General features: G+C 64.9%; 21 protein-coding genes and 1 pseudogene. 8 read left to right on the forward strand and 14 right to left on the reverse strand.

The annotated features are described in order from the left end of the window. Nucleotides 1-16 precede the first annotated feature (16 nt). Nucleotides 17-877 (reverse strand): CAP domain-containing protein, encoded by an 861-nt coding sequence (locus tag NJ69_RS06065; RefSeq protein WP_039577118.1) that lies wholly within the window; start codon nucleotides 875-877, stop codon nucleotides 17-19. Between the two features lie 253 nt (nucleotides 878-1,130). On the opposite strand from NJ69_RS06065, the gene NJ69_RS06070 reads away from it, so the two are divergent. Beyond that, the gene (locus tag NJ69_RS06070; protein WP_039577120.1) at nucleotides 1,131-3,299 is read left to right on the forward strand and encodes a TonB-dependent receptor; all 2,169 of its coding nucleotides are present in this window, start codon (nucleotides 1,131-1,133) and stop codon (nucleotides 3,297-3,299) included. A gap of 24 nt (nucleotides 3,300-3,323) precedes the next feature. On the opposite strand, the gene NJ69_RS06075 is transcribed toward NJ69_RS06070, so the two are convergent. From NJ69_RS06075 to NJ69_RS06090, 4 genes are all read right to left on the reverse strand, one after another. Continuing rightward, nucleotides 3,324-3,935, reverse strand: coding sequence for a cell wall hydrolase (locus NJ69_RS06075; protein ID WP_039577122.1), 612 nt, complete (start codon nucleotides 3,933-3,935; stop codon nucleotides 3,324-3,326). Nucleotides 3,936-3,983: 48 nt separating this feature from the next. Beyond that, complete coding sequence (locus tag NJ69_RS06080; protein ID WP_039577124.1) at nucleotides 3,984-4,901, reverse strand: AEC family transporter; 918 nt, start codon at nucleotides 4,899-4,901, stop codon at nucleotides 3,984-3,986. A 72-nt stretch (nucleotides 4,902-4,973) separates the two neighbouring features. After that, nucleotides 4,974-6,281, reverse strand: coding sequence for a substrate-binding domain-containing protein (locus tag NJ69_RS06085; RefSeq protein WP_039577125.1), 1,308 nt, complete (start codon nucleotides 6,279-6,281; stop codon nucleotides 4,974-4,976). 75 nt (nucleotides 6,282-6,356) lie between these two features. Then, nucleotides 6,357-7,754: a purine-cytosine permease family protein gene (locus tag NJ69_RS06090; protein ID WP_039577128.1), complete on the reverse strand. Its 1,398-nt coding sequence runs from the start codon at nucleotides 7,752-7,754 to the stop codon at nucleotides 6,357-6,359. 264 nt (nucleotides 7,755-8,018) lie between these two features. Here NJ69_RS06090 and NJ69_RS06095 point away from each other — a divergent pair, with 264 nt between their 5' ends. Both NJ69_RS06095 and NJ69_RS06100 read left to right on the forward strand, forming a co-directional pair. After that, the gene (locus NJ69_RS06095) at nucleotides 8,019-8,906 is read left to right on the forward strand and encodes an EamA family transporter (RefSeq protein WP_039577130.1); all 888 of its coding nucleotides are present in this window, start codon (nucleotides 8,019-8,021) and stop codon (nucleotides 8,904-8,906) included. Between the two features lie 280 nt (nucleotides 8,907-9,186). Then, entirely contained in the window at nucleotides 9,187-9,486 is a 300-nt protein-coding gene (locus NJ69_RS06100; RefSeq protein ID WP_029613269.1) for a hypothetical protein, read from the forward strand. A gap of 44 nt (nucleotides 9,487-9,530) precedes the next feature. Here the strand turns inward: NJ69_RS06100 and NJ69_RS06105 are convergent, their stop codons facing one another. Beyond that, nucleotides 9,531-9,866, reverse strand: a complete 336-nt coding sequence (locus NJ69_RS06105; protein ID WP_080754720.1) for a hypothetical protein — start codon at nucleotides 9,864-9,866, stop codon at nucleotides 9,531-9,533. A 306-nt stretch (nucleotides 9,867-10,172) separates the two neighbouring features. Continuing rightward, the gene (ampC, locus tag NJ69_RS06110) at nucleotides 10,173-11,312 is read right to left on the reverse strand and encodes a class C beta-lactamase (protein ID WP_039577135.1); all 1,140 of its coding nucleotides are present in this window, start codon (nucleotides 11,310-11,312) and stop codon (nucleotides 10,173-10,175) included. Nucleotides 11,313-11,438: 126 nt separating this feature from the next. Between ampC and NJ69_RS06115 the strand changes: the two genes are divergently transcribed. After that, entirely contained in the window at nucleotides 11,439-12,431 is a 993-nt protein-coding gene (locus NJ69_RS06115) for a bile acid:sodium symporter family protein (protein WP_039577141.1), read from the forward strand. A 28-nt stretch (nucleotides 12,432-12,459) separates the two neighbouring features. On the opposite strand, the gene NJ69_RS06120 is transcribed toward NJ69_RS06115, so the two are convergent. Both NJ69_RS06120 and NJ69_RS06125 read right to left on the reverse strand, forming a co-directional pair. Beyond that, nucleotides 12,460-12,987: a TetR/AcrR family transcriptional regulator gene (locus tag NJ69_RS06120; RefSeq protein WP_052192004.1), complete on the reverse strand. Its 528-nt coding sequence runs from the start codon at nucleotides 12,985-12,987 to the stop codon at nucleotides 12,460-12,462. 351 nt (nucleotides 12,988-13,338) lie between these two features. After that, nucleotides 13,339-13,776, reverse strand: coding sequence for a carboxymuconolactone decarboxylase family protein (locus NJ69_RS06125; protein WP_039577145.1), 438 nt, complete (start codon nucleotides 13,774-13,776; stop codon nucleotides 13,339-13,341). A 224-nt stretch (nucleotides 13,777-14,000) separates the two neighbouring features. On the opposite strand from NJ69_RS06125, the gene NJ69_RS06130 reads away from it, so the two are divergent. Continuing rightward, nucleotides 14,001-15,197 carry a cyanate transporter gene (locus NJ69_RS06130; protein WP_039583121.1) on the forward strand — a complete coding sequence of 399 codons (1,197 nt, stop codon included), beginning with the start codon at nucleotides 14,001-14,003 and terminating at the stop codon, nucleotides 15,195-15,197. On the opposite strand, the pseudogene NJ69_RS06135 reads toward NJ69_RS06130, so the two are convergent. From NJ69_RS06135 to argC, 3 genes and pseudogenes are all read right to left on the reverse strand, one after another. Next, nucleotides 15,190-16,623 (reverse strand): annotated as a pseudogene (locus tag NJ69_RS06135) (PLP-dependent aminotransferase family protein). The gene NJ69_RS06130 and the pseudogene NJ69_RS06135 overlap by 8 nt on opposite strands. Before the next feature lie 90 nt (nucleotides 16,624-16,713). Continuing rightward, nucleotides 16,714-17,400 (reverse strand): GNAT family N-acetyltransferase, encoded by a 687-nt coding sequence (locus NJ69_RS06140; RefSeq protein WP_039577147.1) that lies wholly within the window; start codon nucleotides 17,398-17,400, stop codon nucleotides 16,714-16,716. An 81-nt stretch (nucleotides 17,401-17,481) separates the two neighbouring features. Continuing rightward, nucleotides 17,482-18,417 carry an N-acetyl-gamma-glutamyl-phosphate reductase gene (argC, locus tag NJ69_RS06145; RefSeq protein WP_039577150.1) on the reverse strand — a complete coding sequence of 312 codons (936 nt, stop codon included), beginning with the start codon at nucleotides 18,415-18,417 and terminating at the stop codon, nucleotides 17,482-17,484. A 128-nt stretch (nucleotides 18,418-18,545) separates the two neighbouring features. Between argC and NJ69_RS06150 the strand changes: the two genes are divergently transcribed. After that, entirely contained in the window at nucleotides 18,546-19,427 is an 882-nt protein-coding gene (locus tag NJ69_RS06150; protein WP_039577152.1) for a LysR family transcriptional regulator, read from the forward strand. Nucleotides 19,428-19,516: 89 nt separating this feature from the next. After that, complete coding sequence (locus NJ69_RS06155) at nucleotides 19,517-20,185, forward strand: TetR/AcrR family transcriptional regulator (RefSeq protein WP_039577154.1); 669 nt, start codon at nucleotides 19,517-19,519, stop codon at nucleotides 20,183-20,185. A 69-nt stretch (nucleotides 20,186-20,254) separates the two neighbouring features. Here the strand turns inward: NJ69_RS06155 and NJ69_RS06160 are convergent, their stop codons facing one another. Together NJ69_RS06160 and NJ69_RS06165 are read right to left on the reverse strand one after the other, a co-directional pair. Beyond that, nucleotides 20,255-20,503, reverse strand: coding sequence for a CsbD family protein (locus NJ69_RS06160; protein ID WP_039577156.1), 249 nt, complete (start codon nucleotides 20,501-20,503; stop codon nucleotides 20,255-20,257). Nucleotides 20,504-20,589: 86 nt separating this feature from the next. Next, nucleotides 20,590-21,597 (reverse strand): GlxA family transcriptional regulator, encoded by a 1,008-nt coding sequence (locus NJ69_RS06165; protein ID WP_039577158.1) that lies wholly within the window; start codon nucleotides 21,595-21,597, stop codon nucleotides 20,590-20,592. 162 nt (nucleotides 21,598-21,759) lie between these two features. On the opposite strand from NJ69_RS06165, the gene NJ69_RS06170 reads away from it, so the two are divergent. Continuing rightward, complete coding sequence (locus NJ69_RS06170) at nucleotides 21,760-21,972, forward strand: PLD nuclease N-terminal domain-containing protein (RefSeq protein WP_039577161.1); 213 nt, start codon at nucleotides 21,760-21,762, stop codon at nucleotides 21,970-21,972. Nucleotides 21,973-22,131: the final 159 nt, after the last annotated feature.

The raw sequence follows: 22,131 nt of genomic DNA on the forward strand, positions 1-22,131 counted from the left end.
TGCATTTGACCAGCCTTCACTGCGGCGAGCCGAACACGCCGGTCCAGTAGATGCCGGCATCGCTCTTCGGATCCACCGCATAGGCCGCGCCCAGGTCACGGTAGTCGGGGTTCATCAGGGTAGCGCAGTGGCCAGGGCTGGCCAGCCAGCCATCGACCACCTTGCGCGGCGTGTCGCGCCCTGCGGCGATGTTCTCGCCAATCTGCTGGTACAGATAACCCGCAAGTTCTGCGCGATCGCCAGGGGTACGCCCGTCGTGGTCGATATGGTCGAAGAAGTTCTGGTTGGCCATGGCGCGGGTGTGATTGGCCGCGACATCGGCCAGGGTGGCATTCCAGTTCAAGGGCTGCGCTGCGGCGAAGGGCTGGCCGCCGCACTGGCGCGGCAGCTTGCGCGCGGCATTGACTTCCTGCAGCAATTTTTGACCCTCGGCCTGCCAGTCACCGAGGCGACCGCTGAGCAGCGGGCGCGCCAGCACGATGCGCCAGTCGCGGCCTTCCTGGCTGACGCCGATATCGACGAACTGCGGATCGAGCACCACCTGGCAGAAACTCTCCTCGATGGCGCCCATGGCCGCTTTTGCGTCCCGTGGGCCAGACAGGCTGATGGCCTGGACGTTGACCATGGGGTAGGCGGCGCGCGTCATGGCCTGCTGCAGGTCGCGGGTGCCTTCCGGCGACAGGGCCAGGCGGGTGTCACTGTTGAGCGGCGGCAGCTCGAGCGACGCCTCGCCACCGCAACGTTGGGTCTGGCTGCGGTAGAGGTTGATCGCTTCGATCAGTTGCGCTTCATCGCCGCTCGACGCCTGGACGTTGATCGGGTTCAGCAAACCCAGCGACAGGGCGCCAAGGCAGGCGAGGGATGACAGGACGCGCATCAAGAATCTCCCTATGACTGGCAGTGGCCTGGTGGGGGCGCTGCCCATCCTACACAAGCCACCGGTTTTTGGCCTGGCTTGTGTGTTGCGGTGAGCCATCGGTGAGCCGATGGCGGCAAAAGAGGCAGTAGACAGGCCGCGCGCGAAAAAGTGCGATTTGTTGGAAATAATTCGCAACATCGATTATAAACGCGATTCACTTGCAATAATGCTGGCCAGGAAGGCTCTTCAATCACCTACTCAGGAGCCTTTCATGGCCTACACCGGTCCGATGCGTCCGACCTTGATCGCGCTTTGCTGTTCCGTCGGTCTGAGCGCCCAAGCGGCGGACGGCCCCCTCGTACTTGACGCCACTGCCGTCAATGCCGACGCCTTCAAACCGGCCTCCAGCCCTTTGCCTGAAACGTTCGCCGGTGGGCAAGTGGCCCGGGGCGGGCAGATGGGCGTGCTGGGTAATCAGGACATGATGGACGTGCCGTTCACCCTGACCAGCTATACCGCGCAACTGATCGAGGATCAGCAGGCCGAAGACATCGGCGATGTGCTGCTCAACGACCCCTCGGTGCGCCAGTCCTTTGGTTTCGGCAATCAGTCGCAGGTCTTCGTGATCCGCGGGCTGCCGCTCAGCGGCGACGATGTGGCCTTCAATGGCTTATATGGCGTACTGCCCAGGCAAATGATTTCAACCGATGCGGTAGAGCGGGTGGAACTGTTCAAAGGGCCCAACGCTTTTCTCAACGGCGCCAGCCCCACCGGCACGGGGCTGGGTGGCAACGTCAACCTGCAGCCCAAGCGCGCTGACGACATCCCGACCCGCCGCTACACCCAGGACATCACCACTGACGGGCGTATTGGCGAGCATCTGGACATTGGCCAGCGCTTTGGCGAAGACAACCGTTTCGGTGCGCGCTTGAACCTGTCCCAGCGCGAGGGCGACACGGCGGTCGACGATCAGAATCAGCGCAGCAAGCTGTTCGTTGCAGGCCTGGACTACCGCGGCGATCAACTGCGTGTCTCGAGCGACTTCGGCTACCAGAAGCAGCGCGTCAACCACTTGCGTAACTCCGTGCGCCTGGGCGCGGGTGTCACGGATATCCCGCATGCGCCCAGTGCTGATCACAACTATGGCCAGGACTGGTCCTGGACCGAGACCGAAGATACCTTCGGCATGCTGCGGGGCGACTACGACTTCAACGAGCATTGGAGCGGTTACCTGGCTGGCGGCATCAAGCACACCCGCGAAACCGGCTTCTACGGCACGCCCGTGCTGACCAACGCGGCCACCGGCGCTGCGACCATCGCCGGTTCGCAAATTCCGCACAATGAAGACAACGCGAGTTTCATGACCGGGCTCAACGGTCGCTTCCAGACCGGCCCGGTCAGTCACCAACTGAACCTGGGCGCGGCGAGCATCTGGACCGAACAGGAAAATGCCTACGTTTTCTATAAGTCTCAGCCGACCAATATCTACGACACCTTGCCGGTTCCGCGTCCTGCCAGCGTGAGCGCGAGCGCGGGCCTCCTGAGCGACCCGGGAGTCACGGGCAAGACGCGCAACCGCAGCGTGGCCCTGTCCGATACGCTTGGTCTGTTCGACGACACCTTGCTGCTCACCGCTGGCTTTCGTCGTCAGCAACTGCGGGTAGAGGGCTACGCCTATCGCGGCACGGGCGTCGACGGGGGGCGCACCGCGTTCTATGACGAGGCGGTCACCACACCGGTCTATGGCATCGTCTACAAGCTCACGCCAGCACTGTCGCTGTACGCCAACAGCATCCAGGGCTTGGCCCAGGGCGCCACGGCCAGTGGCGAAGTGGTCAACGTCGGCCAGGTATTCCCGCCGGCCAAGACCAAGCAGGTCGAGGCCGGCATCAAACTCGACCAGCAGCGCTATGGCGCCAACCTGGCGGTCTATCGTATCGAGCGGCCCACTGACGGCTACCGCGAAGGCAACGTCTTCGTGCAGGACGGCCAGCAGATCAACAAAGGCGTCGAACTCAGCGTGTTCGGTGAGCCGCTTCAGGGGCTGCGTCTCATGGCGGGCGGCACACGCATGGACACCGAGCTCAAGAACACCCAGAACGGCAGCAACGATGGCAATCATGCCGTGGGTGTGCCGACGTTCCAGCTCAATGCCAGCGTCGATTGGGACGTTCCCGGTCTTCCCGGCGTAGCGCTCAATGCGCGCATGCTGCGCACGGGTGGGCAGTACGCCAACCCGGCCAATACCCTCAGCCTGCCGACCTGGAATCGCTTCGACCTAGGCGCACGCTACCGCTTCAAGGTTCAGGACAAAGACATCACCCTTCGCATGAACGTGGAGAACGTGGCCGACACGTCATACTGGGCGTCGGCCAACGGCGGCTACCTGACCCAAGGCGATCCACGCCTGGTCAAGCTCTCCGGCACGGTCGACTTCTGACGTTGACGTGTCAGCGAGCCGGGCTCAGCGTGCCAGCGCTGTGCTGGGGCGGTAAAAGAAGAAATGGCGGGTCTGGGCGGTGCGCCGATACGTCTTCGCCCAGCTCGGTCGCACATGGCGGTCGTGGAAAAACAGCGCGCCGGCGGTGCTGTCCGGCAGTTGCTGGTTGAGCGCCTTGCGCGCGATTTCCTTGGCGATGTCATAGCGCGGCGGCTCCTCGACTTGATCCGGACGCCCGTCGCACCACCAGGAAAACTGGCAACTGCGGTTTTCCACACCCTGCTTGACGACGCCGCAGATGGAGTCGGGGAAGCCCGGTTTGCCCAGGCGATTGAGCACCACATTGGCGACGCCGCGCATGTCCTTTTCGTCGGCGCCCTTGGCTTCCCAGTAAAGGGTGCGTGCCAGACAGGTGATGCTGTCGTCCAGCGGCGCCTGGCCGGCCGGGTCGACGGCCTTGACCTCGGCAGCGGTGATCTTTTCCGGGGGCTTGGGCGGTGGCGCGTCGTCGATCACCTTCTGCTCGAGCGCCTGGGCCTTGTCTTCGGCGATGGCGGCTGTGTTGCTGTCGGCGGCGTGCACCTGTGTGAAGGGCAGAGCGATGAGCAGGCTGAACGCAATCCACCGGTGGCGCATGATCGGATGTCCGTGTGACTGGGATCCGAGCATTCTAACCACGCGGCTTCAACCCAGGGTAAGGCTTAGCATCAACGGCAACGTCACGGCCGCCGCCACGGTCTGCAAGGCGATGATGGTCGCCATCAGCGGCGCGTTGCCGCCCATCTGCCGGGCCATTACGTAGGAGGACGATGCCGTCGGCAGCGCCTGGAACAGCACCGCCACCACGGCCGCCTGACCGCCGAGCCCGAGCAGGCGACACAGGCCGAAAGTGGTCAGCGGCATGACCAGGAACTTGAAGACCGAGGCGGCCGCCAGCGGCTTGACCTGCTGGCCCATGCGCGCGCCGCCCAATGCCGCGCCCACGCACAGCAGCCCAAGGGGCAGTGCCGCCTGGCCCAAGGCCTTGATCGTTGGTTCCAATCCGGCGGGCAAGCCGATGCCGGTGACGCGCAGCAACAGACCCCCGGCGCAGCCGATGATCAGCGGGTTGGCGAAGATTGCCTTGAACACCGTGAACGGCGAGCTGTGCCGGGCGCTGAAGCGGGCGAACACCAGCACGCAGAGCAAGTTGACCAGCGGCACGATCGAGGCATTGGCCACGGCCGCCAGGGCGATGCCGGCGCTGCCATAGATACCCGCCGCCAGCGTCGCGCCGATGTAATTGTTGAAGCGGACTCCGCCTTGGAATACCGAGGTGAAGTCGGCGCCATCGTGCTGCGCCAGTCCTTGGTAGAGCACCAGCAGCACGCCGCCGACGAGGGTCGAGAGCATCAGCACGGCGACCATGCCCAGCACGGGTACGCCATCCAGATTGGCGGTGGCCAGGCCATGCAGGAACAGCGAAGGCAGCAGCACGTAGTAGCTCAATCGCTCGGCGCCTGGCCAGAAGCTGTCGGCGAGAAAACCGCGTACGCGCAGCACGGTGCCCAGGGCGATGAGCAGGATGATGGGCACGAGCGTGGTGAGTAGCAGGGGCAGCATGAGCACGGATCCGAGGTCGGGTACCGGCACAGAGTACCCAGCCGCGCAGGCGGAGGAAACGCGTGTTTGCGCTCAGTAGACCCACACCTCCACCCGGCGATTGCGCAGGCGTCCGTGTTCCTGCTCGTTTCCGGCCACGGGCAACTCATCGCCCATGCCTAGCACATCCTTCACCTGCACCCCGTCGCGCGCCAGTTCGCGGCGCACCGCCATGGCCCGCAGGCGTGAGAGCAGTGCGGCGCGACCAGGGGTTTCCTTGGGGTCGCTGAAGCCGACCAGTACCGCCTGGTCCTGCAGCTTGCCGACTTGACGCAGGTAATCGCCCAGGCGTTGTACATCGCGCAGCGCTTTGTTATCCAGGCTGGCGCTGCCCTCCTGAAAGCGGAAATTGACACTCAGGCGCTGCGCTTCGTTCGCCAGGGCGCGATACGGCGCGGGCATCCGTGGCTGCGCGGCGATGGTCAGTGGCGTGATGCCTTGGGAGACGAAACCCTGGGCGGCGACGATCGCCTGACCGGTTGGGCTCTGGCTGAACTCGGCAAGGGCCTTGGCGGGTGCGCTGGGGTTTGTGGGCAAATAGAAGAACAGCCTTCGCGACAGTGGATAGTCTTCGCTGGCCACGTTGGCCGAGGTGGGCAGCAGGGCCGGCGCGTCGCCCTCGGCGATTGCCAGCGCTTTGCCTTCGTGCACGGTGGTCAGGCTGCTGAAGCCGATGGCCGCCGGATCGGCCTTCACCTGTGCCGCCAAGGTTTCGCCGGATTCGAAGCGGGCGGCCTGGGGTGACAGCTCCTGGCCCTGCGGGCGCAGTACCAGGGTGCGAAAGGTGTCGAAGGTGCCGGAGCGATCGTCGCGCGCGTACAGGTGGATTGGGCCAGCGTGCCCGCCCAATTGCTCCCAGCGCTGGATCTGCCCGGAGAAGACCTTGGCCAGTTCGGCGATGGTCAATGCCTGCAAAGGGTTATCGGGATGCACGACCACGGCCACGCCATCGAGGCCGATCACCTGCTCGCTGGAGACGCTGCGCAGGTCGCCCAGGTGCACCAGCTCGCGGGCCTCCTCGTCGCTGATCGGTCGCGAGGCGGCCGCTAGATCGGCCTCGCCCTGGGCCAGGGCGCTGAAACCGGTGCGGGTGCCGTGGGCAGCGATACTGATCCGCAGGGGCGCGCCGTGGGCATTAATGGCGCTGACCTCGACCTCGTTGGCCTGCCCGCCAGACTGGCTGCGGATAGCCTGTGCGCCTTGGCCTTGCAGGAATCCGCGCACCAGCGCCGGTGCCAGCGCTGCGCCAATGGTGTTCGAGCCTTGAATACTCAGCCAGGCCGGCTCTGCGCGGACCAGCAGGGGTAGCAGGCAGAGCAGCAGGGCGAGTGGGCGACGCATGCCGGAGTCCTTGGGCATAGGAATGTCCGGCAGATTACGACAGGCGTGTGACTGAAAAGTGACGGCGCCCGTGCGCTAGTGCGCCGGCGGCTCGATCAGTTCGGCCGGTGCCTGCCTGGCCTTGCCCCGTGCAATCCAGTAATACAGCAGACTCGGCACCACCAGGCCGATCAGCCAGGACACGTCGACCCCGCCCAGGTGCGCGACCATGGGACCTGTGTAGAGCTTGGTGTCGATGAAAGGCATCTGGATCAGCACGCCGAGGCTGTACACGCCGATGCCTGGCCAGTTCCAGCGGCCGTAGCGCCCGTTCGGGTCGGCCAGCGCCGGGATGTCGTAGCGTTCGCGGGTGATGAAGTAGTAGTCCACCAGATTCACCGCGCTCCATGGCACGAAGAAGGTCAGCAGGAACAGGATGAACGACTTGAACGCGGTGAGAAACGCATGTTGGCCCAGCAACGCCACCAGCGTCGCCGCGCCGACGATGCCGAGCACGAACAGCAGGCGCTGGCCCCGGCTGATCTGCACGCTGCCGCGAAAGCCGCTGATGATGGTGGCGATACACATGAAGCTGCCATAGCTGTTGAGGGTGGAAATGGTCACTTTGCCGAAGGCGATGGCGAAATACAGCAACGCCGCTGCACCGCCGGCGCCGCCGAGGCCGACGATGTACGCCACCTCGTGCCCGGAGAACTGGCTGCCGGCGATGGCGGCGGCGAATACCCCCAGCACCATCGACGCCTGTGCGCCGATCACCGAGCCCAGGCCGGCGGCGAAGAAGGTCTTCAGCGCCGAGGTACTGCGTGGCAGGTAACGGGAGTAGTCGGCGACATACGGACCGAAGGCGATCTGCCAGGAGGCGGCCAGCGACACCGCCAGCAGAAACGAGGCCCACCTGAAGTGGCGGTTGTCCAGCAACTGGCCGATGTCGGCGAGCATCAGGATGCGACTGAACAGATAAACGAACGCGATGATGCCCAGCACGCTGGCCACGCGGCCGATCCAGTGAATCACTCGATAGCCGGCGAGGGTGGCCAGAACGATGACGCCGGCGAAGATCAGGATGCCGAGGCTGTCGCTGACGCCGAGCAACTGGCCGATGGCCTGGCCCGATAGCACGGTGCCCGTGGCGGTGAAACCCAGGTACATCAGGCACACCAGCAGCATGGGAATGGCCGCGCCATAGACCCCGAACTGCACGCGGCTGGAGATCATCTGTGGCAGTCCCAAGCGCGGGCCTTGGGCGGCGTGCAGGGCCATCACCGTGCCGCCGATGAGCTGGCCCAGCAGCAGGCCGATCAGCGACCAGAACACATCGCCACCCAGCACCACGGCCAGTGCGCCGGTGACGATGGCCGTGATCTGCAGGTTGGCGCCCAGCCACAGGGTGAACTGGCTGTAGACGCGTCCGTGGCGTTCGGCGGGAGGGATGTAGTCGATCGAGCGGCGCTCGATTACAGGCGTGGTGGACATGCTGGACTCCGCGTGGTTGTTGTTATGGGCGGGTGAGGCAATGCATGTCATATGAGCATGTATATACAAGATGGTCAATCCGTTCGCGTGGCCCAACTTTCGGCGTGCAGAGGAGGCGAGTCAGGATCGATCAGGCCCGCGGCGCGTGTCGTCACAGCCTACTGTTGTGCAACCCTTGGCTTTAACTGTGCTGGTCGCTGCAACGGGAATAGCCTTATGCTGTAACGAAATATGTCTATAAAAGCCTGAACAAGGAACCGTGCAATGCCAGTCAAGGACCTGCTGATCGCTCTGGTGGTCATCATCGCCTGGGGCGTCAACTTCGTGGTGATCAAGGTCGGACTCGACGGCTTGCCGCCCATGTTGCTGGGGGCCTTGCGCTTCCTGCTCGTGGCCTTTCCCGCCGTATTGTTCATCAAACGACCCAAGCTGCCATGGCGCTGGCTGATCGCCTATGGCGCCACCATCTCCCTAGGGCAGTTCGCCTTCCTGTTCCAGGCCATGTACAGCGGCATGCCCCCAGGTCTGGCGTCACTGGTCCTGCAATCGCAGGCATTCTTCACCTTGGGTTTCGCCGCGCTGTTTCTCGGTGAGCGGCTGCGACCTGCCAGCGTGCTCGGGCTACTGGTCGCGGCGGGCGGGCTGGCGCTGATCGGCAGTGAGGACAGCGGCCATGTACCGTTGGTGGCGCTGCTGCTGACCCTGTGCGCGGGCGCCATGTGGGGCATGGGCAACATCATCACGCGGCGATTCGGCTCGGTCGATCTGGTGGCGCTGGTGATCTGGGGCGGACTGATTCCGCCACTGCCGTTCCTGGCCCTGTCCTGGTGGCTTGAAGGTCCTGAGCGCATGGGGCATGCGCTGACCAATATCGGCATGAGTTCGGTGTTGGCGCTGCTGTACCTGGCGTTGGTGGCCACCATGCTTGGTTACAGCCTGTGGAGCACATTGCTGTCGCGTCATCCGGCAGGCAAGGTGGCACCGTTCTCGCTGCTGGTGCCGGTGATTGGCCTGAGTTCATCGGCATGGCTGCTGGGCGAACGCTTGAGCAGCGTCCAAGGCTGGGGCGCGTTGTTGGTGATGGCGGGGCTGCTGATCAACGTGTTCGGACCGCGTGTGGTCCAGCGCCTGCGGGCGGTGCATGCCCAGTAAACCTGTAGGCGTCATGGATGACGCGCTAGGTAGCGGCAATGTGCCACTTGTCGGGCAAATCCCATTTGCCCCGGCGGTTAGCGTTCCACCGGCTAGCCTCAACTCGCGCGCTGCGCTCTTTCAGGTCGGTGAATGGCCGGCGCCGTTTAACTTTTAGCCGAACGGCACGTGTATCTCCTGATGTCTTGATCCGGCGCAGTGGAACGGCGGCTTATGCTCGCCGTAGAGGCATCACTGTGGTTTTCTTATGCGGCATTTGGGAAAAGGAGGATGGACTTCCATGAGAGTCAGGGATGAGACCTATTGGAAATGGGCGGATAGCCAACTGCACAGTCGCTGCCATGACGAAGAGTTGAGCGACGGCACCAGCATCGACGTGCAGGTTCGTCTGTCGCGCCTTGGCGCCACCCAGTTGTTCTTGGGCGTGTATGCCCAAGGCGGCAAGGCGCTGTGCGAGGAGTATCACCGCTCATTGCCCGGACAGACCATGACCCGCGCGCTGGTGTGGGGTGTGGACCGCGCCCGAGCCTTGGCCACCGGCGCTCTGGTGACACCGCCCTTGGCGCGACGCCAGGCATGAAAAAGCCCGGCCTTGTGGGCCGGGCTCAAGCAGTGGCGAGCCACTCAGTCGAGTGGGTCGATCACCTTGACGGCCTGCTGCTCACGGGCGGCAGGCCATTGCTGTTGCAGGGTCATCAGCACTCGCTCGACGAAACCGGTATCGGCTGCGGCCTTCTTGCCGACGTAGCCTTGGCCGCGGCGGTAGACCTTGAAGCGGGCGCACATGCTGTCAGGCATGTGCCGGTCGGATTCGGCCTCGACAGTGTTGGCCGGCAGACGATCGAGGCGAACCTCACCGGTCTGGCTGACCCACAGCAGGTGGTCGTCGTGGCTGTCCTTTCGCGCTGCGAACAGCCGGGCCAATTGGTCGATCGTCGGATTGTTGTTCAGGTTCATCATAAAGCCCCCATTTCCCATTCGTTGGTGATTTTCACAGTTGGCGCTACCACGATGTAGCGCACTACCTAGGCTGCTACAGCAGCATCGCAACAGGGGCTTTCTCACGCTGCCTTTTGGACAGATTCCCTCTCCACGAACGGCCTGCGTTACCGCGCAGGCCGTCTGGAACACCCTTGCCACCGCTCCCGATCAGGGAGACGGCCTCATCATGCCCAAGGCTGAAGAATGTCGTCAATGGTTTTGTAGTGAAAATTTTCAGGCACTACATATTGTCGGACAATCCTGATTAAAAAGGCGGCAATGGCCTCAGTGCGAGACCAGAGCAAGGATCGCGTGGGCCGCGCGAACCCGGTCGTCGTTGGGGTAGTTACGGTTGGCGAGCAGGGCGATCGCCACGTTCTTCGACGGCACGAAAGCCACATAGGCACCGAAGCCGTTGGTGGCTCCGGTCTTGTTGTACCAGTAGGCTGCGCCGTCCGGTTGCGCAGGCTGCAGCCGTCGAGTGACTTGAGGCTCCCGGATCATTTGCGCGGCATTGCCCTGGATCAGCGTGTCGAGCTTGACCGGGTAGGGGTAGCGTTCCCAGCCCAGGCCCTGGGTCATCTCGCCCACCTGGTAGTAGCCGCCGTGGGTGATGCCGATCGCCTGGCTGAGCGCCGCGGGCAAGCCTTGTGGGTCCAGTTCGGTGCGCAGGTAGCGCAGCATGTCGCTGGCACTGGTCTTGATGCCGTAGGCCTGGTCGGCGAACGGACCGGGGCCGACGCGCACCGGCCGCATCTGCGCGTCGTAGCCTTGGGCGTACTGCTCGCGGGCGCTGGTCGGTACCTGCAGGTAGGTGTGCTTCAGGCCCAGGGCTGGCAGCAAGGTCTGGGTCATCAGGTCAGCGAAGGGCCGCTGCTGCGCGCGCGCCGCCAAGTCGCCGAACAGGCCCAGGCTCGGATTCGAATAGCAGCGCCGGGTTTCAGGCGTGGTTTTCTGTTGCCAGTGTTGCAGGAAGTTCAGAGCCTGCTCGTCAGTGGTGACCTCGTCGGGAAACTGCAGAGGCAGGCAGTCGGCGCTGTAGGCGCCCAGGGCTCGCACGCTGGCCTTGCCCAGAGCGGTCCCGGCCAGTGCGGGCTGATAGCGGCTGGCGGGCGCGTCCAAGTCGAGCCGGCCTTCGGCACTGGCCAGGGCAACCAAGGTGGCGGTGTACGTTTTGCTCACCGACCCGACCTCGAACAGGGTGTCTGGGGTGACCGCACGCTTGTGCGCCTGATCGGCCAGGCCATAACTGAAATACCGCTCCTGGCCGTTGGCGTAGACCGCTACCACCATGCCGGGTATGTGCTGCGCCTGCATCAGCGGCTGGATGACGGCATCCACCTGGCGTTGCAGGTCGTCGGCCAGTACGGGCGCGCAGGCAGCGGTCATGGCCAGGGCCAGAAGAGAGGGTCGCAAGCTTAGCATTGTCAAGATCCTTGCATCGAAGCGGGCCGATGTCCGTTCAGCGACACCGGCGGGAGTTCCGGCGTTAGCGCCGAGCGAGCGCAGACCTTATCGTCGAGCCTTGCACCATGACAAGACGGATGCCCCATGAAGTACCTGCGCATGCTTTTCGACAAATTCACCCTGACGTTGCTGACGGTGGTCCTGATCGCCACCTTCCTGCCGTGCTCGGGCCAAGGGGCGGTGATCTTCGGTTGGTTGACCAACCTGGCCATCGGCCTGCTGTTTTTCCTGCATGGCGCCAAGCTGTCGCGCGAAGCGATCGTCGCCGGGGCTGGCCACTGGCGCCTGCACTTGCTGGTGTTTTCTTGCACCTTCGTGATGTTCCCGCTGCTGGGCCTGGCGCTCAAGCCCCTGTTCGTGCCCTTGGTGGGTAATGAGTTGTACCTGGGCTTGTTGTACCTGTGCGCACTGCCGGCGACTGTGCAATCGGCCATTGCCTTCACCTCGCTGGCGCGCGGCAACGTGCCAGCGGCGATCTGCAGTGCGGCAGCGTCGAGCCTGCTGGGCATCTTCCTGACCCCGCTGCTGGTGATGCTGCTGCTCGGCGCCGATGGCGATACCGGCTCGGGCCTGGATGCCGTACTGAAGATCACCCTGCAATTGCTGGTGCCGTTCGTGGCCGGACAGATCGCCCGGCGCTGGATCGGTGCCTGGGTCAAGAGGAATGCACGCTGGCTGAAGCTGGTCGACCAGGGTTCGATCCTGCTGGTGGTCTACACCGCGTTCAGCGAGGCCGTGGTCACCGGGTTGTGGAACACCGTATCGCCGCAGCACCTGGCGGGCCTGTTCGCCGCCTGCGGTGTACTGCTGGCCGTTGTGCTCATTGCCACTCGGCTGCTCGGGCGGATTCTTGGCTTCAGCCTCGAAGACCGTATCACTATCCTGTTTGCGGGTTCCAAGAAGAGCCTGGCCACTGGCGTACCCATGGCTCAGGTGCTGTTCGTCGGCAGTGGGATCGGCGCGATGATCCTGCCGCTGATGCTGTTCCACCAGATCCAGCTGATGGTGTGTGCGGTGCTGGCCCAACGGTACGCCGCGCGAGAAGAGGTTGTGCAAGAGGCGCCGGCGGCCTCCTGAGCGACAGGATGGTGCACGCTTGCACGCGTTACACCAATGCGCGCTCCAAGGCGCCGGCCAGCAGCCGCTCGACCAGCACGACGCCCTGCGGCTCGGGCACGCCACGGTCCTGAAGGACGCCGGGCAACTGGTTCAGCAGGCTGCTGAGCATATGCCCGGCCACTGCTTGTACCTCGCTACGCTGGCGCGCGCCGGGTGCGACCAGTTGCACCAGGCCGCGCTCGTACTCCTGACGCAGTGCCTTCAGGTGCATCTGTTGCGCTGGGCTCAGGCAGCAGAAGTCGCGTTCGGCCAGGCGCAGTTGCAACGGCCGTTCGGCCTGCAATTGCCAGTGGGCGGCGATCAACTGGGGCAGCGCTGGCTTGCCGCCGGCCTGGGCACGACGACCCTGATCGAGTGTGGCCAATAGCTCCTCGTAAAGCTCTTCGATCAAGTCGTACAGCAGATCCTGCTTGCTCGGGAAATGGTGATACAGCGAGCCCGCCGTCAGGCCTACATGGGCGGCCAGTTCGCGCATGCTGACCTGACCGAAACCCTTTTCGGCGAACAGCGCCATGGCCCGCTCGCGGCGTTCCTCGAAGTGTACGCTGCGCCCGTCGGCATCTGCCGAGGCAGCGACCCTCACAGGCAACTGCCCGGTGCACGAGCAGGGCGGCAGCCGCCTCTGCCGTAGGCGAGCAGGCATACCTGTGCAGGGTGTAACGGATCGACGGCGGCGAATGCTGTGCGGCTCATGACGGGCTCCGATTGCCAAGGCGTGTTGCCGCCCTGCTCGGTGAGCAGGGGCGACGCTGCCCAGGGGATCGAGTCTAGGCAAGGTTCGGCCCCGCGCCTATGTCGAAAGCGGCCAGTCCTTCTGGCCTTTTTGGCCACTGCACAGCGGGCACTTCGGGCGGGTCGATCCTGCTCAGGCCGGCACCATGGCGAACCCCACACCGAAGCGATTCCAGGCATTGATGCTGGCGATCGCCAAGGTCAGGTTGACCACTTCAGCGGGCGTGAAATGCGCCAACAACGCCGCGTACTCGGCCTGTGGCGCGCCACGTTCGGGCAGGTGGGTCAGGCTTTCCAGCCAGGCCAGCGCCGCCCGCTCACGGGGGGTGAAGAAGCGTGTGTCCTGCCACACGCTGAGGGTCTGCAAGCGCGCTTCGCTTTCGCCAGCCTTGCGCGCATCGTTGGCATGTACGTTCACGCAGTAAGCACAGCCGTTGATCTGCGAGGCGCGCAGGCGTACCAGCTCCAGCAGCGAATGCTCCAGGCCGCAACTGGCCAGTACTTTTTCCAGTCCAGCCATGGCCTTGTAGGCCTCGGGCGCGTGCTTGGCCCATTCGATTCGGTCGTGCATGAGGATGCTCCGGTCAGTGTGATTCAGGGGTGAAGATGGCCAGCGTACCCAGACACCTGAGGCTCACCGATAGCCAATGCGCACCTTTATCGGGAGGCCAATCTCGCGTGGCATTCGAGCCGCCACTGACCTGCATGCAATCTCTTCATTTCTGTCGCTGGCTGGCGGCTTGGATAATGGCCGGCCGTCGTTCCAGGAGCCGTGGCATGTCCAACCCCATCAACCTGAGAGGTGCCGCGAACCTGCTGCTGGTGATCCTCCTGGCTCTCAATCTGCGACCGATCCTGACCAGTATCGGGCCTTTGCTCGAACCCATGCGCCACAGCACCGGGCTGGGCTACCAACAAGCGGCCCTGCTCACGGCGCTGCCGGTGTTGTGCATGGGCTTGGTCCCACTGCTGCAACCCTGGCTGCGGCGTTGGCTCAGTGAGCACGGTGCGATGTTGCTGGGGCTGCTGGCCATCGCTGCCGCATGCCTGTGGCGCCTGTACCTGCACAGCGCGTGGGCGCTGGTGGGCAGTGCGCTGATCGCGGGCCTGGGCGTGGCCTTGGTGCAGGGCATGATGCCTGGCCTGGTCAGCCGCTGGTTCGCCAGCCGACTGGCCGTCTGCATGGGCCTGTACTCGGCGGCGTTGATGAGCGGCGGCGGCTTGGCGGCGCTGCTCGGGCCGTATGTCAGCGCGCTGAGCGGACGTTGGCAAACCGGTTTGGGTATCTGGGCGCTGCCTGCACTGTTGGCAGTGCTCGCCTGGTGCTGGCTGCGCCCTCGCCAGGCGCCGCAGACGCTGAACGAAGTCGGCGCAGGGCACTGGTTCGGCAATCGCCGGGCGTGGTTGCTGGCGCTGTACTTCGGTCTGATCAATGGCGGCTATACCAGCATGGTGGCCTGGCTGCCAGCGTTCCATCTGGAACAGGGCGGCTCGGCCCAGGGCGGTGGCGAGCTGGTGGGGATGATGACGGTATTCCAGGTGCTCGGCGCGTTAGGTCTGCCGCTGCTGCTGCGGCATCTGCCTGACAGAAGACCTGGCCTGTGGCTGGCGCTGGGTATTCAACTGCTGGGCTTTGTCGGCCTGTTGCTGGCACCGGGTCAGGCCATGATGGCTTGGGTGGCGATGATCGGCCTGGGCTTGGGCGCGTGCTTCAGCCTGAGTCTGACGCTCACCCTCGAGCATCTGCGTGGCGCGCCCGAAGCGGGCAGTTTGGCGGCATTCGTGCAAGGTGTCGGGTTCATCGTCACGGGCACCGTGCCTTACCTGACCGGTTGGTTACGCGAGGCCACCGGTAGTTTCCAGGCGTCCTGGAGCCTGCTCGCGGTGACGGTGCTGGCGATGTTGCTGGTCACCGCACGCTTCGCACCTGCGGGCTACGCCAGCGCCATGCGGCGTAGCGTTTCAAGCGTGCAGACGGCCACGGTCAACTGAGTGAGTGCAACGCGTCGCGTACCCGGTCCAGCGCCGGGTCGATGTCCAGCCGTTCGATCGCGCCGAATCCCATCAGCAGGCCAGGGCGCACCGGCGTTTCGACGAAGAACGGGACCAGCGAGTAAAGGCCCACTTCGACCTGGCGCGCCAGGCGTACCAGCAGCTCGATGTCCACCCCCGGCGCGGCCAGGGCACTGAGATGGAAGCCGGCGCTGGCCGGTACCGCCCTCAGCCACGGCGCCAGGTCGCCCTCCAGCCGCGCCAGAAGGCGCTCGCGGCGCGCCGTGTACAACGCGTGGCAGCGGCGGATATGGCGGCTGAGGTGGCCTTCGTCGATGAAGCGTGCCAGTGCCCACTGCGTCAGGCTCGGGCTGTGCCAGTCGCTCAGGTGCTTGGCCACGCAGGCGGCGCGCAGCACCGCCGGTGGCAGCACCGCCTAGCCCAAGCGCAGTTCGGGGAGCAGGGTCTTGGAAAAAGTGCCGACGTACGCCACCAGTCCATGCCGATCCAGGCGCTGCAAAGCGTCGCTGTCCGGGCCTTGATAGCGAAACTCGCAATCGTAGTCATCTTCGATCACCAGGGCGCCGAGCTCGGCCGCGCGGGCGAGCAGGGCGTGCCGACGCGTCTGACTCATCGGCATGCCGAGCGGAAACTGATGCGAGGGCGTGACATAGATCAGCCGCGTGCCCTCGGCGATCTGTTCCACGCACAGCCCCTCGGCGTCCACCGCCACCGATTGCACCCGCGCGCCCAGGGCTTGGAACAGATGGCGGGCCGGTGGATAGCCGGGATCTTCCATGGCCACGCAGGTGCCGGGTTCGATCAGCACCCGGGCAATCAGGTCCAGCGCCTGCTGAGCGCCGTTGCACACCAGGACGTCGGCGGCTGAGCACTGCACCCCGCGTGCGAAGGCAACGTGCTGGGCGATTGCTGCGCGCAACTCGCCCAGGCCCTGGGCCGGCACCTGCCGTTCGCTGTGGTGTTGGCTGCGACGCAGGGCGTAGTGCAGGCAGGCGCGCCACTGATCGAAGGGGAACTGCGCCTTGGCCGACAGGCCGCCGACGAAATCGTAGCGTGACGGCGCTTGCAGCGCCGAGCGCCCCAGTAGGGGGGCGCGTCGATACCAGCGCTCCAGGGTGTCGGCGGCGGCCAGGGTGACCGGTTGCAGTTCACGCTCACGCGACCGCTGGTGTGCGTGGACGAAGGTGCCGCGTCCGACCACGGCGCTGAGCAGGCCATCAGCGCTCAGGCGCGCGTAGGCCTCGGCGACGGTCTTGCGCGAGACCTGCAACTGCTCGGCCAGGAGGCGCGTGGGCGGCAACTGCGTGCCGACGGCCAGGTGTCCATGCTCAATGGCCTCGTGCAATTGCTGGTAGAGCTGATCGGTCAGGCCTTTGCCGCCGATCAGGTGAATGTGCAGTTCCATGTCGTGTTCCGCAATGACGTGACGTGCCCGGGTCGGTCGTTCAGTGCTGGGTGGTGCGAGCGCGAGCCATCGATGGCACGCTTCACCCCCTCAGTGCACCTGTTTGCGTAGGGCCGCGCAGGCCTGTGCTTGCAGTTCGAGCTCGTCCAGCCGCTCGTTACGGGCCCGTTCGGCCTCGATCATCGCGGCGTCACCGTGCTGCTTGAGCAGGTAGGCATGAATTTGCCGCACTTCAAGCGTCTGGTAGATCGTGGCGGTGTCCAGTCGGCCGATCAGCGCGTCGCTGGCTTTGCCGCTGCTGCTCATCAGCACGTGTGCGGCCTGGGCACCGACCACTTGCAAACCCATGGCTTCGAACCAGGGCACCGTATGGGGCAAGGCGCTCATTTCCACGCAGGCGTAGCGGCTGCGCAGGTCCGCCAGCAAACCGCGGGCGATGCCCTCGCGGCGATGGCTGGGCACCACCGCCAGGAAGGCCAGGGCGCAGGTGTGTGGGTCATCCTGGGCGGGCAGGGCAAGGGCGAAACCGAGCAGGCGGTCGGGCGCCTCGGCGTCCAACGCCAGGATCAGCTCCACGGCCAGACCGCGCTGACCGTCCAGCGCTTGCAGGTACTGGTGGACCTCCAGGCCCACGCTGTATTGGTACAGCGGATACAGCGGGTTGTCGGCGGCGATGGCGACGCTGCTCAGCGCGCTGGCCTGCTCGATCACCAACTGGCGAATCTGGTTCTGGAAGGATTCGGGCGGCACGCCGTCGAGGCGGCTCAGGATGTACATCGGGGCAAGCTCCAGCGGTTGAAGGCATCCTGCGTCGAGCGACGCGGGATGCACAGTCTAACCGTTTTCGCCGGTAGGGCCTCAGCGCCGCAGGGCGCTGAGCAGCAAGTCCAGGTTCTGTACCGCGGCGCCAGCAGCGCCCTTGCCGAGGTTGTCGAACACGGCGCTGAGCAAGACCTGGCCGTGCTCGGGGTTGGCGTACAAGGCCAGGCGCAGGTCGTCGCTGCCGTTGAGGGCCTCAGGGTCCAGTGCCGTGGCCGGTCCTTGCTGATGCAAGGGCATGAGCTGCACGTGACGGGCGCCGTGATAGTGCTGTTGCAGGCAGGCTTGCAGGTGCTCTGCGGTGACGCCTGGGCGCAGCAGGCGCAGGTGCAGGGCCGTGGTCAGCACAATGCCCTGGCGGTAGTCGCCGTAGCCCGGCAGGAACAGTGGGCGAGCGCTCAGACCGGCATGCGCCTGGATCTCCGGCACATGCTTGTGGGCCAGTTCGAGGCCGTAGAGTTGCAGCGCCGGCAGGCGTTGCTCGCCGGCGTGTTCGTGGCGCTCGACCGCGCCGCGACCGCCGCCTGAGTAACCGGAAATCGCGTGGATGGCGAGCGGATAGTCCGCCGGCAGCAGGCCGGCCTCGATCAGCGGCCGCAGCAGGGCAATGGCGCCGGTCGGGTAGCAGCCGGGATTGCTGACCCGCATCGCGCAGGCGATGCGCTCGGGCTGCTGGGCGTCCAGCTCGGGCAGCCCGTACACCCACCCCGGCGCGGTACGGTGCGCGGAACTGGCATCGATCACCCGCACCTGCCGATTGCGTAGCGTCGCCACGGCATCGCGGGCCGCGTCGTCAGGCAGGCACAAAATGGCGATGTCGGCGCTGTTGAGGGCCTCGGCCCGGCGCCGAGGGTCTTTGCGCTCGGCGTCAGGCAGGGTCAGCAGGCGCAGGTCGGTGCGTCCCTTCAGCCGGGCATGGATCTGCAGGCCGGTAGTGCCTTGGTCGCCGTCGATGAAAATCAGGGGCTGGTGCATGGTGCAAGGTCCGTTCACGCAAGAGGTGGTGCTATCCTCGCGCCGGTTTGAATAAAAGAAAATTTGAATATCATGAGCATTAAGTTCAGTTTTTCTGAATTGAGCTTGTGTGTAACGGGAGTTTTGTTGTGCGAGAAATCAGCCTCGATCGCCTGCGTACCCTGGTGGTGATCGCCGACCTCGGCTCTTTTGCCCAGGCTGCGCGTCAGCTCAACCTGGCGCCGCCGACCATCAGCCTGCATGTGGCCGAACTGGAGGCGCGGGTTGGTGCGCCCTTGTTGACTCGAACCCGCGGCCAGGTGCGCGCCACCGCCGTTGGGCAGACCCTGCTGGAGCGCGCCCGGCGTTTGCTGGCGGACGCCGAGCAGGCCTTGGAAGAGGTGCGTGGGCAGGTGGCCGGGCTGACCGGGCGTGTGCGCCTGGGCGCGTCCACCGGCGCCATCGCTCACCTGCTGCCCAGCGCGCTGGCAACGCTGCAGCGCGACCACCCTGGCATCGACGTGCAGGTGCAGGTGCTGACCTCCCAGGCCTCGTTGGCCGCGTTGCGCGACGGCCGCCTGGATATCGGCCTGGTGGCCCTGCCGCAGACCGCCAGCAAAGGTGTGAAGTTGATGCCCTGGCGGCGCGACCCGATCCTGGCCTACGTGCCCGCCGACTGGCAGCCCCCGGCGCGGCTGACGCCCACGTGGCTGGCCGCGCGCGCGTTGATTCTCAACGACAGCGGCACCCAGTTGTCGCGAGTTACCGCCGAGTGGTTCGCGGCGGCCGGGCTCTATCCGCAGGCGCGCATCGAGCTGAACTACAACGATGCGATCAAGAGCCTGGTGGCGGCGGGCTATGGCGCGACCTTGCTGCCTCAGGAAGGCGAAGGCCCCGAGCTGGATCGGCGCATCGTGTGCCGCGCGTTACGGCCGGGCTTGTGGCGGTCGCTGGGCATCGCGTGTCGCGAGGGCGACGGCGATCGGGCTACCGGGCATGTGCTGGCGGCGCTCAAGCACCTGCGCCAGTGACCGGGCGCTGCCGGATGTCCATGCTTCCCAGTGCCGGTCAGGTCACGGATAATCCCCGCCCACTACAACCAGATAGCCTGTGAGTCGGTATGAGTGATCCGCAAGTCAGCCCCGACCAGCCAATGGTCCGGGTGCGCAAGGCGCGCAAGAACAACCCGGAAAAGACCCGCGAGGACATTCTCCAGGCGGCGATCCAAGAGTTCGTCGAGCAGGGGCTAGCCGGGGCGCGGGTCGATGCGATCGCCGATCGTACGGCCACCTCCAAGCGCATGATCTACTACTACTTCGGCAGCAAGGAGCAGTTGTACCTGGAGTGCTTGATCAAGCTTTACGGCGACATTCGCAAGACCGAACACAGCCTGGACCTTGAGTCGCTATCCGCGGAGCAGGCCATCCTCCGTCTGGTGGAGTTCACCTTCGATCACCACGACCTGAACGTGGACTTCGTGCGCATCGTCTGCACCGAAAACATCCACTACGGCGAGTTCGTCAAGCAGGCGCCTGTGATCGGCGAAATGAGCAGCCTGGTGCTCGAGGCGTTGGGGCGGGTGTTGCGCCGGGGCGTGAAGGAGGGCGTGTTTCGCCCCGGTATCGAGGTCATCGACCTGCACATGCTGATGAGTTCGTTCAGTTTCTACCGGGTATCGAACCGGCACACCTTCGGCGAAATCTTCCAGATCGACCTGAGCGATGAAGCCATCAAGGTGCGGCACAAGCAGATGCTCTGCGAGGCCGTGCTCAATTACATCCGCGCATGACCGCCCGCTCCCCAGGGTGTCCAGAAAGCACAAGGGCCGCATAAGCGGCCCCAGTACACCCACTGGCGATCAGCGTCGCAGCAGGCGGTTGACCACCACCACGATCGCCGCGCCGACTGCCAGGGCGGTCAGCGGCTTTTCCTTGACGAAGTTCGACACGTTGTTCACCGCGTCGCCATAGCTTTTGGTCACTTGACCGACGGCCTGACGCGCATCGCCCTCGGCGGCCAGGTCCGGGTCTTCGAGAAACTCGCCAGCGGCGCTCTGCGCCTTGCCGATTACCTTGTCCGCGACGCCTTCGATCTGTTCACGCTTCATATGGATCAACCCTTCCTGTGAGTGGCCATGGATGTGTCAGAGGTTAGGGAGCCGCGCGCCTGGATTAGTTCAACACTGTTGTCGGCTCACTCGCCCAGGCGTTGCTCGCGCGACGGCGGGTAACCAAAGTAGGCGGCATAGCATTTACTGAAGTGCGATACCGAGACGAAACCGCAAGCGACCGCCACTTCCATCACCGACAGGTCCGAATACTGCAGCAGGCGCCGGCTCTTGGTAATGCGCAATTCCATGTAGTAGCGCCGTGGCGAGGTGCCGAGCTGGGCCTGGAACAGCCGGTCGATCTGGCGCCGCGAGCGACCGCTGTAGGCGGCCAGTTGGTCGAGGCTGAGGGTTTCTTCCAGGTTGTTTTCCATCAGCTCGACGATGGTACGCAGTTGCAAGCTCATGGATTTCTTGGCGCCGGGCCCGACCTGACGATAGCGCGCCCCGGAGAAGGACAGGATTTCCTCGACGCCTTCGGCCAGCGCATCGCCGTACAAACGGCGCACCAGGCCAAGCATCAGCTCCATCGCGCCGTTGGGGCTGGCGGCGGTGAGGCGGTCGCGGTCGAGGGTAAAGCTGGCCGGGGTGATGCGCGTCTGCGGGCTGCGCTCGGCCAGGCTGGCGCGTTGCTCGGGATGGATGCTGCAGCCGTAATCGCCGAGCACCCCGGCCCGGCCGAGGAACCAGGCGCCATTCCACAAGCCGCCGAGGGCCATGCCGTGGGCGGCGCAATCGGCCAGCAGACGGTCCAGTCCAGGGTACTTGAGCAGGGTGCGCAGGCCGCCGCAGATCACCAGCAGGTCGAGTGTCTTCAGGGCGGACGGATCGAGCTCGCTGGCGATCAATTCCAGGCCCAGGTCGCTGAGTACCCGGTCGCCGCTGGACGACAGCGCGGTGAAGGCGAAACGCTCGGCGCGCAGCAAGTTGGCGGTGACCAGCACGTCCATCGCCACGGTGAAGCTGGCCATGGAGAAGTGCTCGAGCAGGACGAAACCCACGTGGTAGGGCTTCTGCTCGTCGCTGGCGCCGGATTTGAGCCGCAGCATGTTGCTGGTGCTGGTCTTCTTGCTGAACTGGCGGGGCGTTGGCACAGCGGACTCCATGGGCTTCTCTGGCGCAGCGAGTGTGCTACCCGTCGCGCGGAAAGACAATCGTTGAACAGGCCACGGTGCACGCGCAATCGCCTGCGTATCCGACTGAACCCTTGCCGCTTGGCGCGAACCAATACAGTACATGCACACGGGAGAACGCTCATGGAAATCGGAACGATCTGGATCGTCGTCGCGGTGGTGGTGATCCTCCTGCAAGTCTGGGCGATTTGGCACATCATCGGCAGCGACCGACGTGCCGAGCGCAAGATGCTCTGGGTCGTATTCGTGGTATGGGCGCCGTTCCCCGGCCTGTTGTTCTGGGCGTGGCGAGGCCCTCGGGCGGTCAAGGGCAAGGCGGTACTCGAAGAGAAGTGAGACAGTGAGAGCGCCTGTCGCACGGACACGCTTGAGCGGCCTGTCTGGCCGATAACCGCACGCTCGTTGCCATTGCCCGTCCCTTGGACGGGCATTGTCTTTCCCTCGGTTCGTCCAACTCTTCTAAACTGCCAGCGTTTGCCACGGCCCGAGATCCGC

The organism is Pseudomonas parafulva, assembly GCF_000800255.1.
Lineage (GTDB): Bacteria > Pseudomonadota > Gammaproteobacteria > Pseudomonadales > Pseudomonadaceae > Aquipseudomonas > Aquipseudomonas boreofloridensis.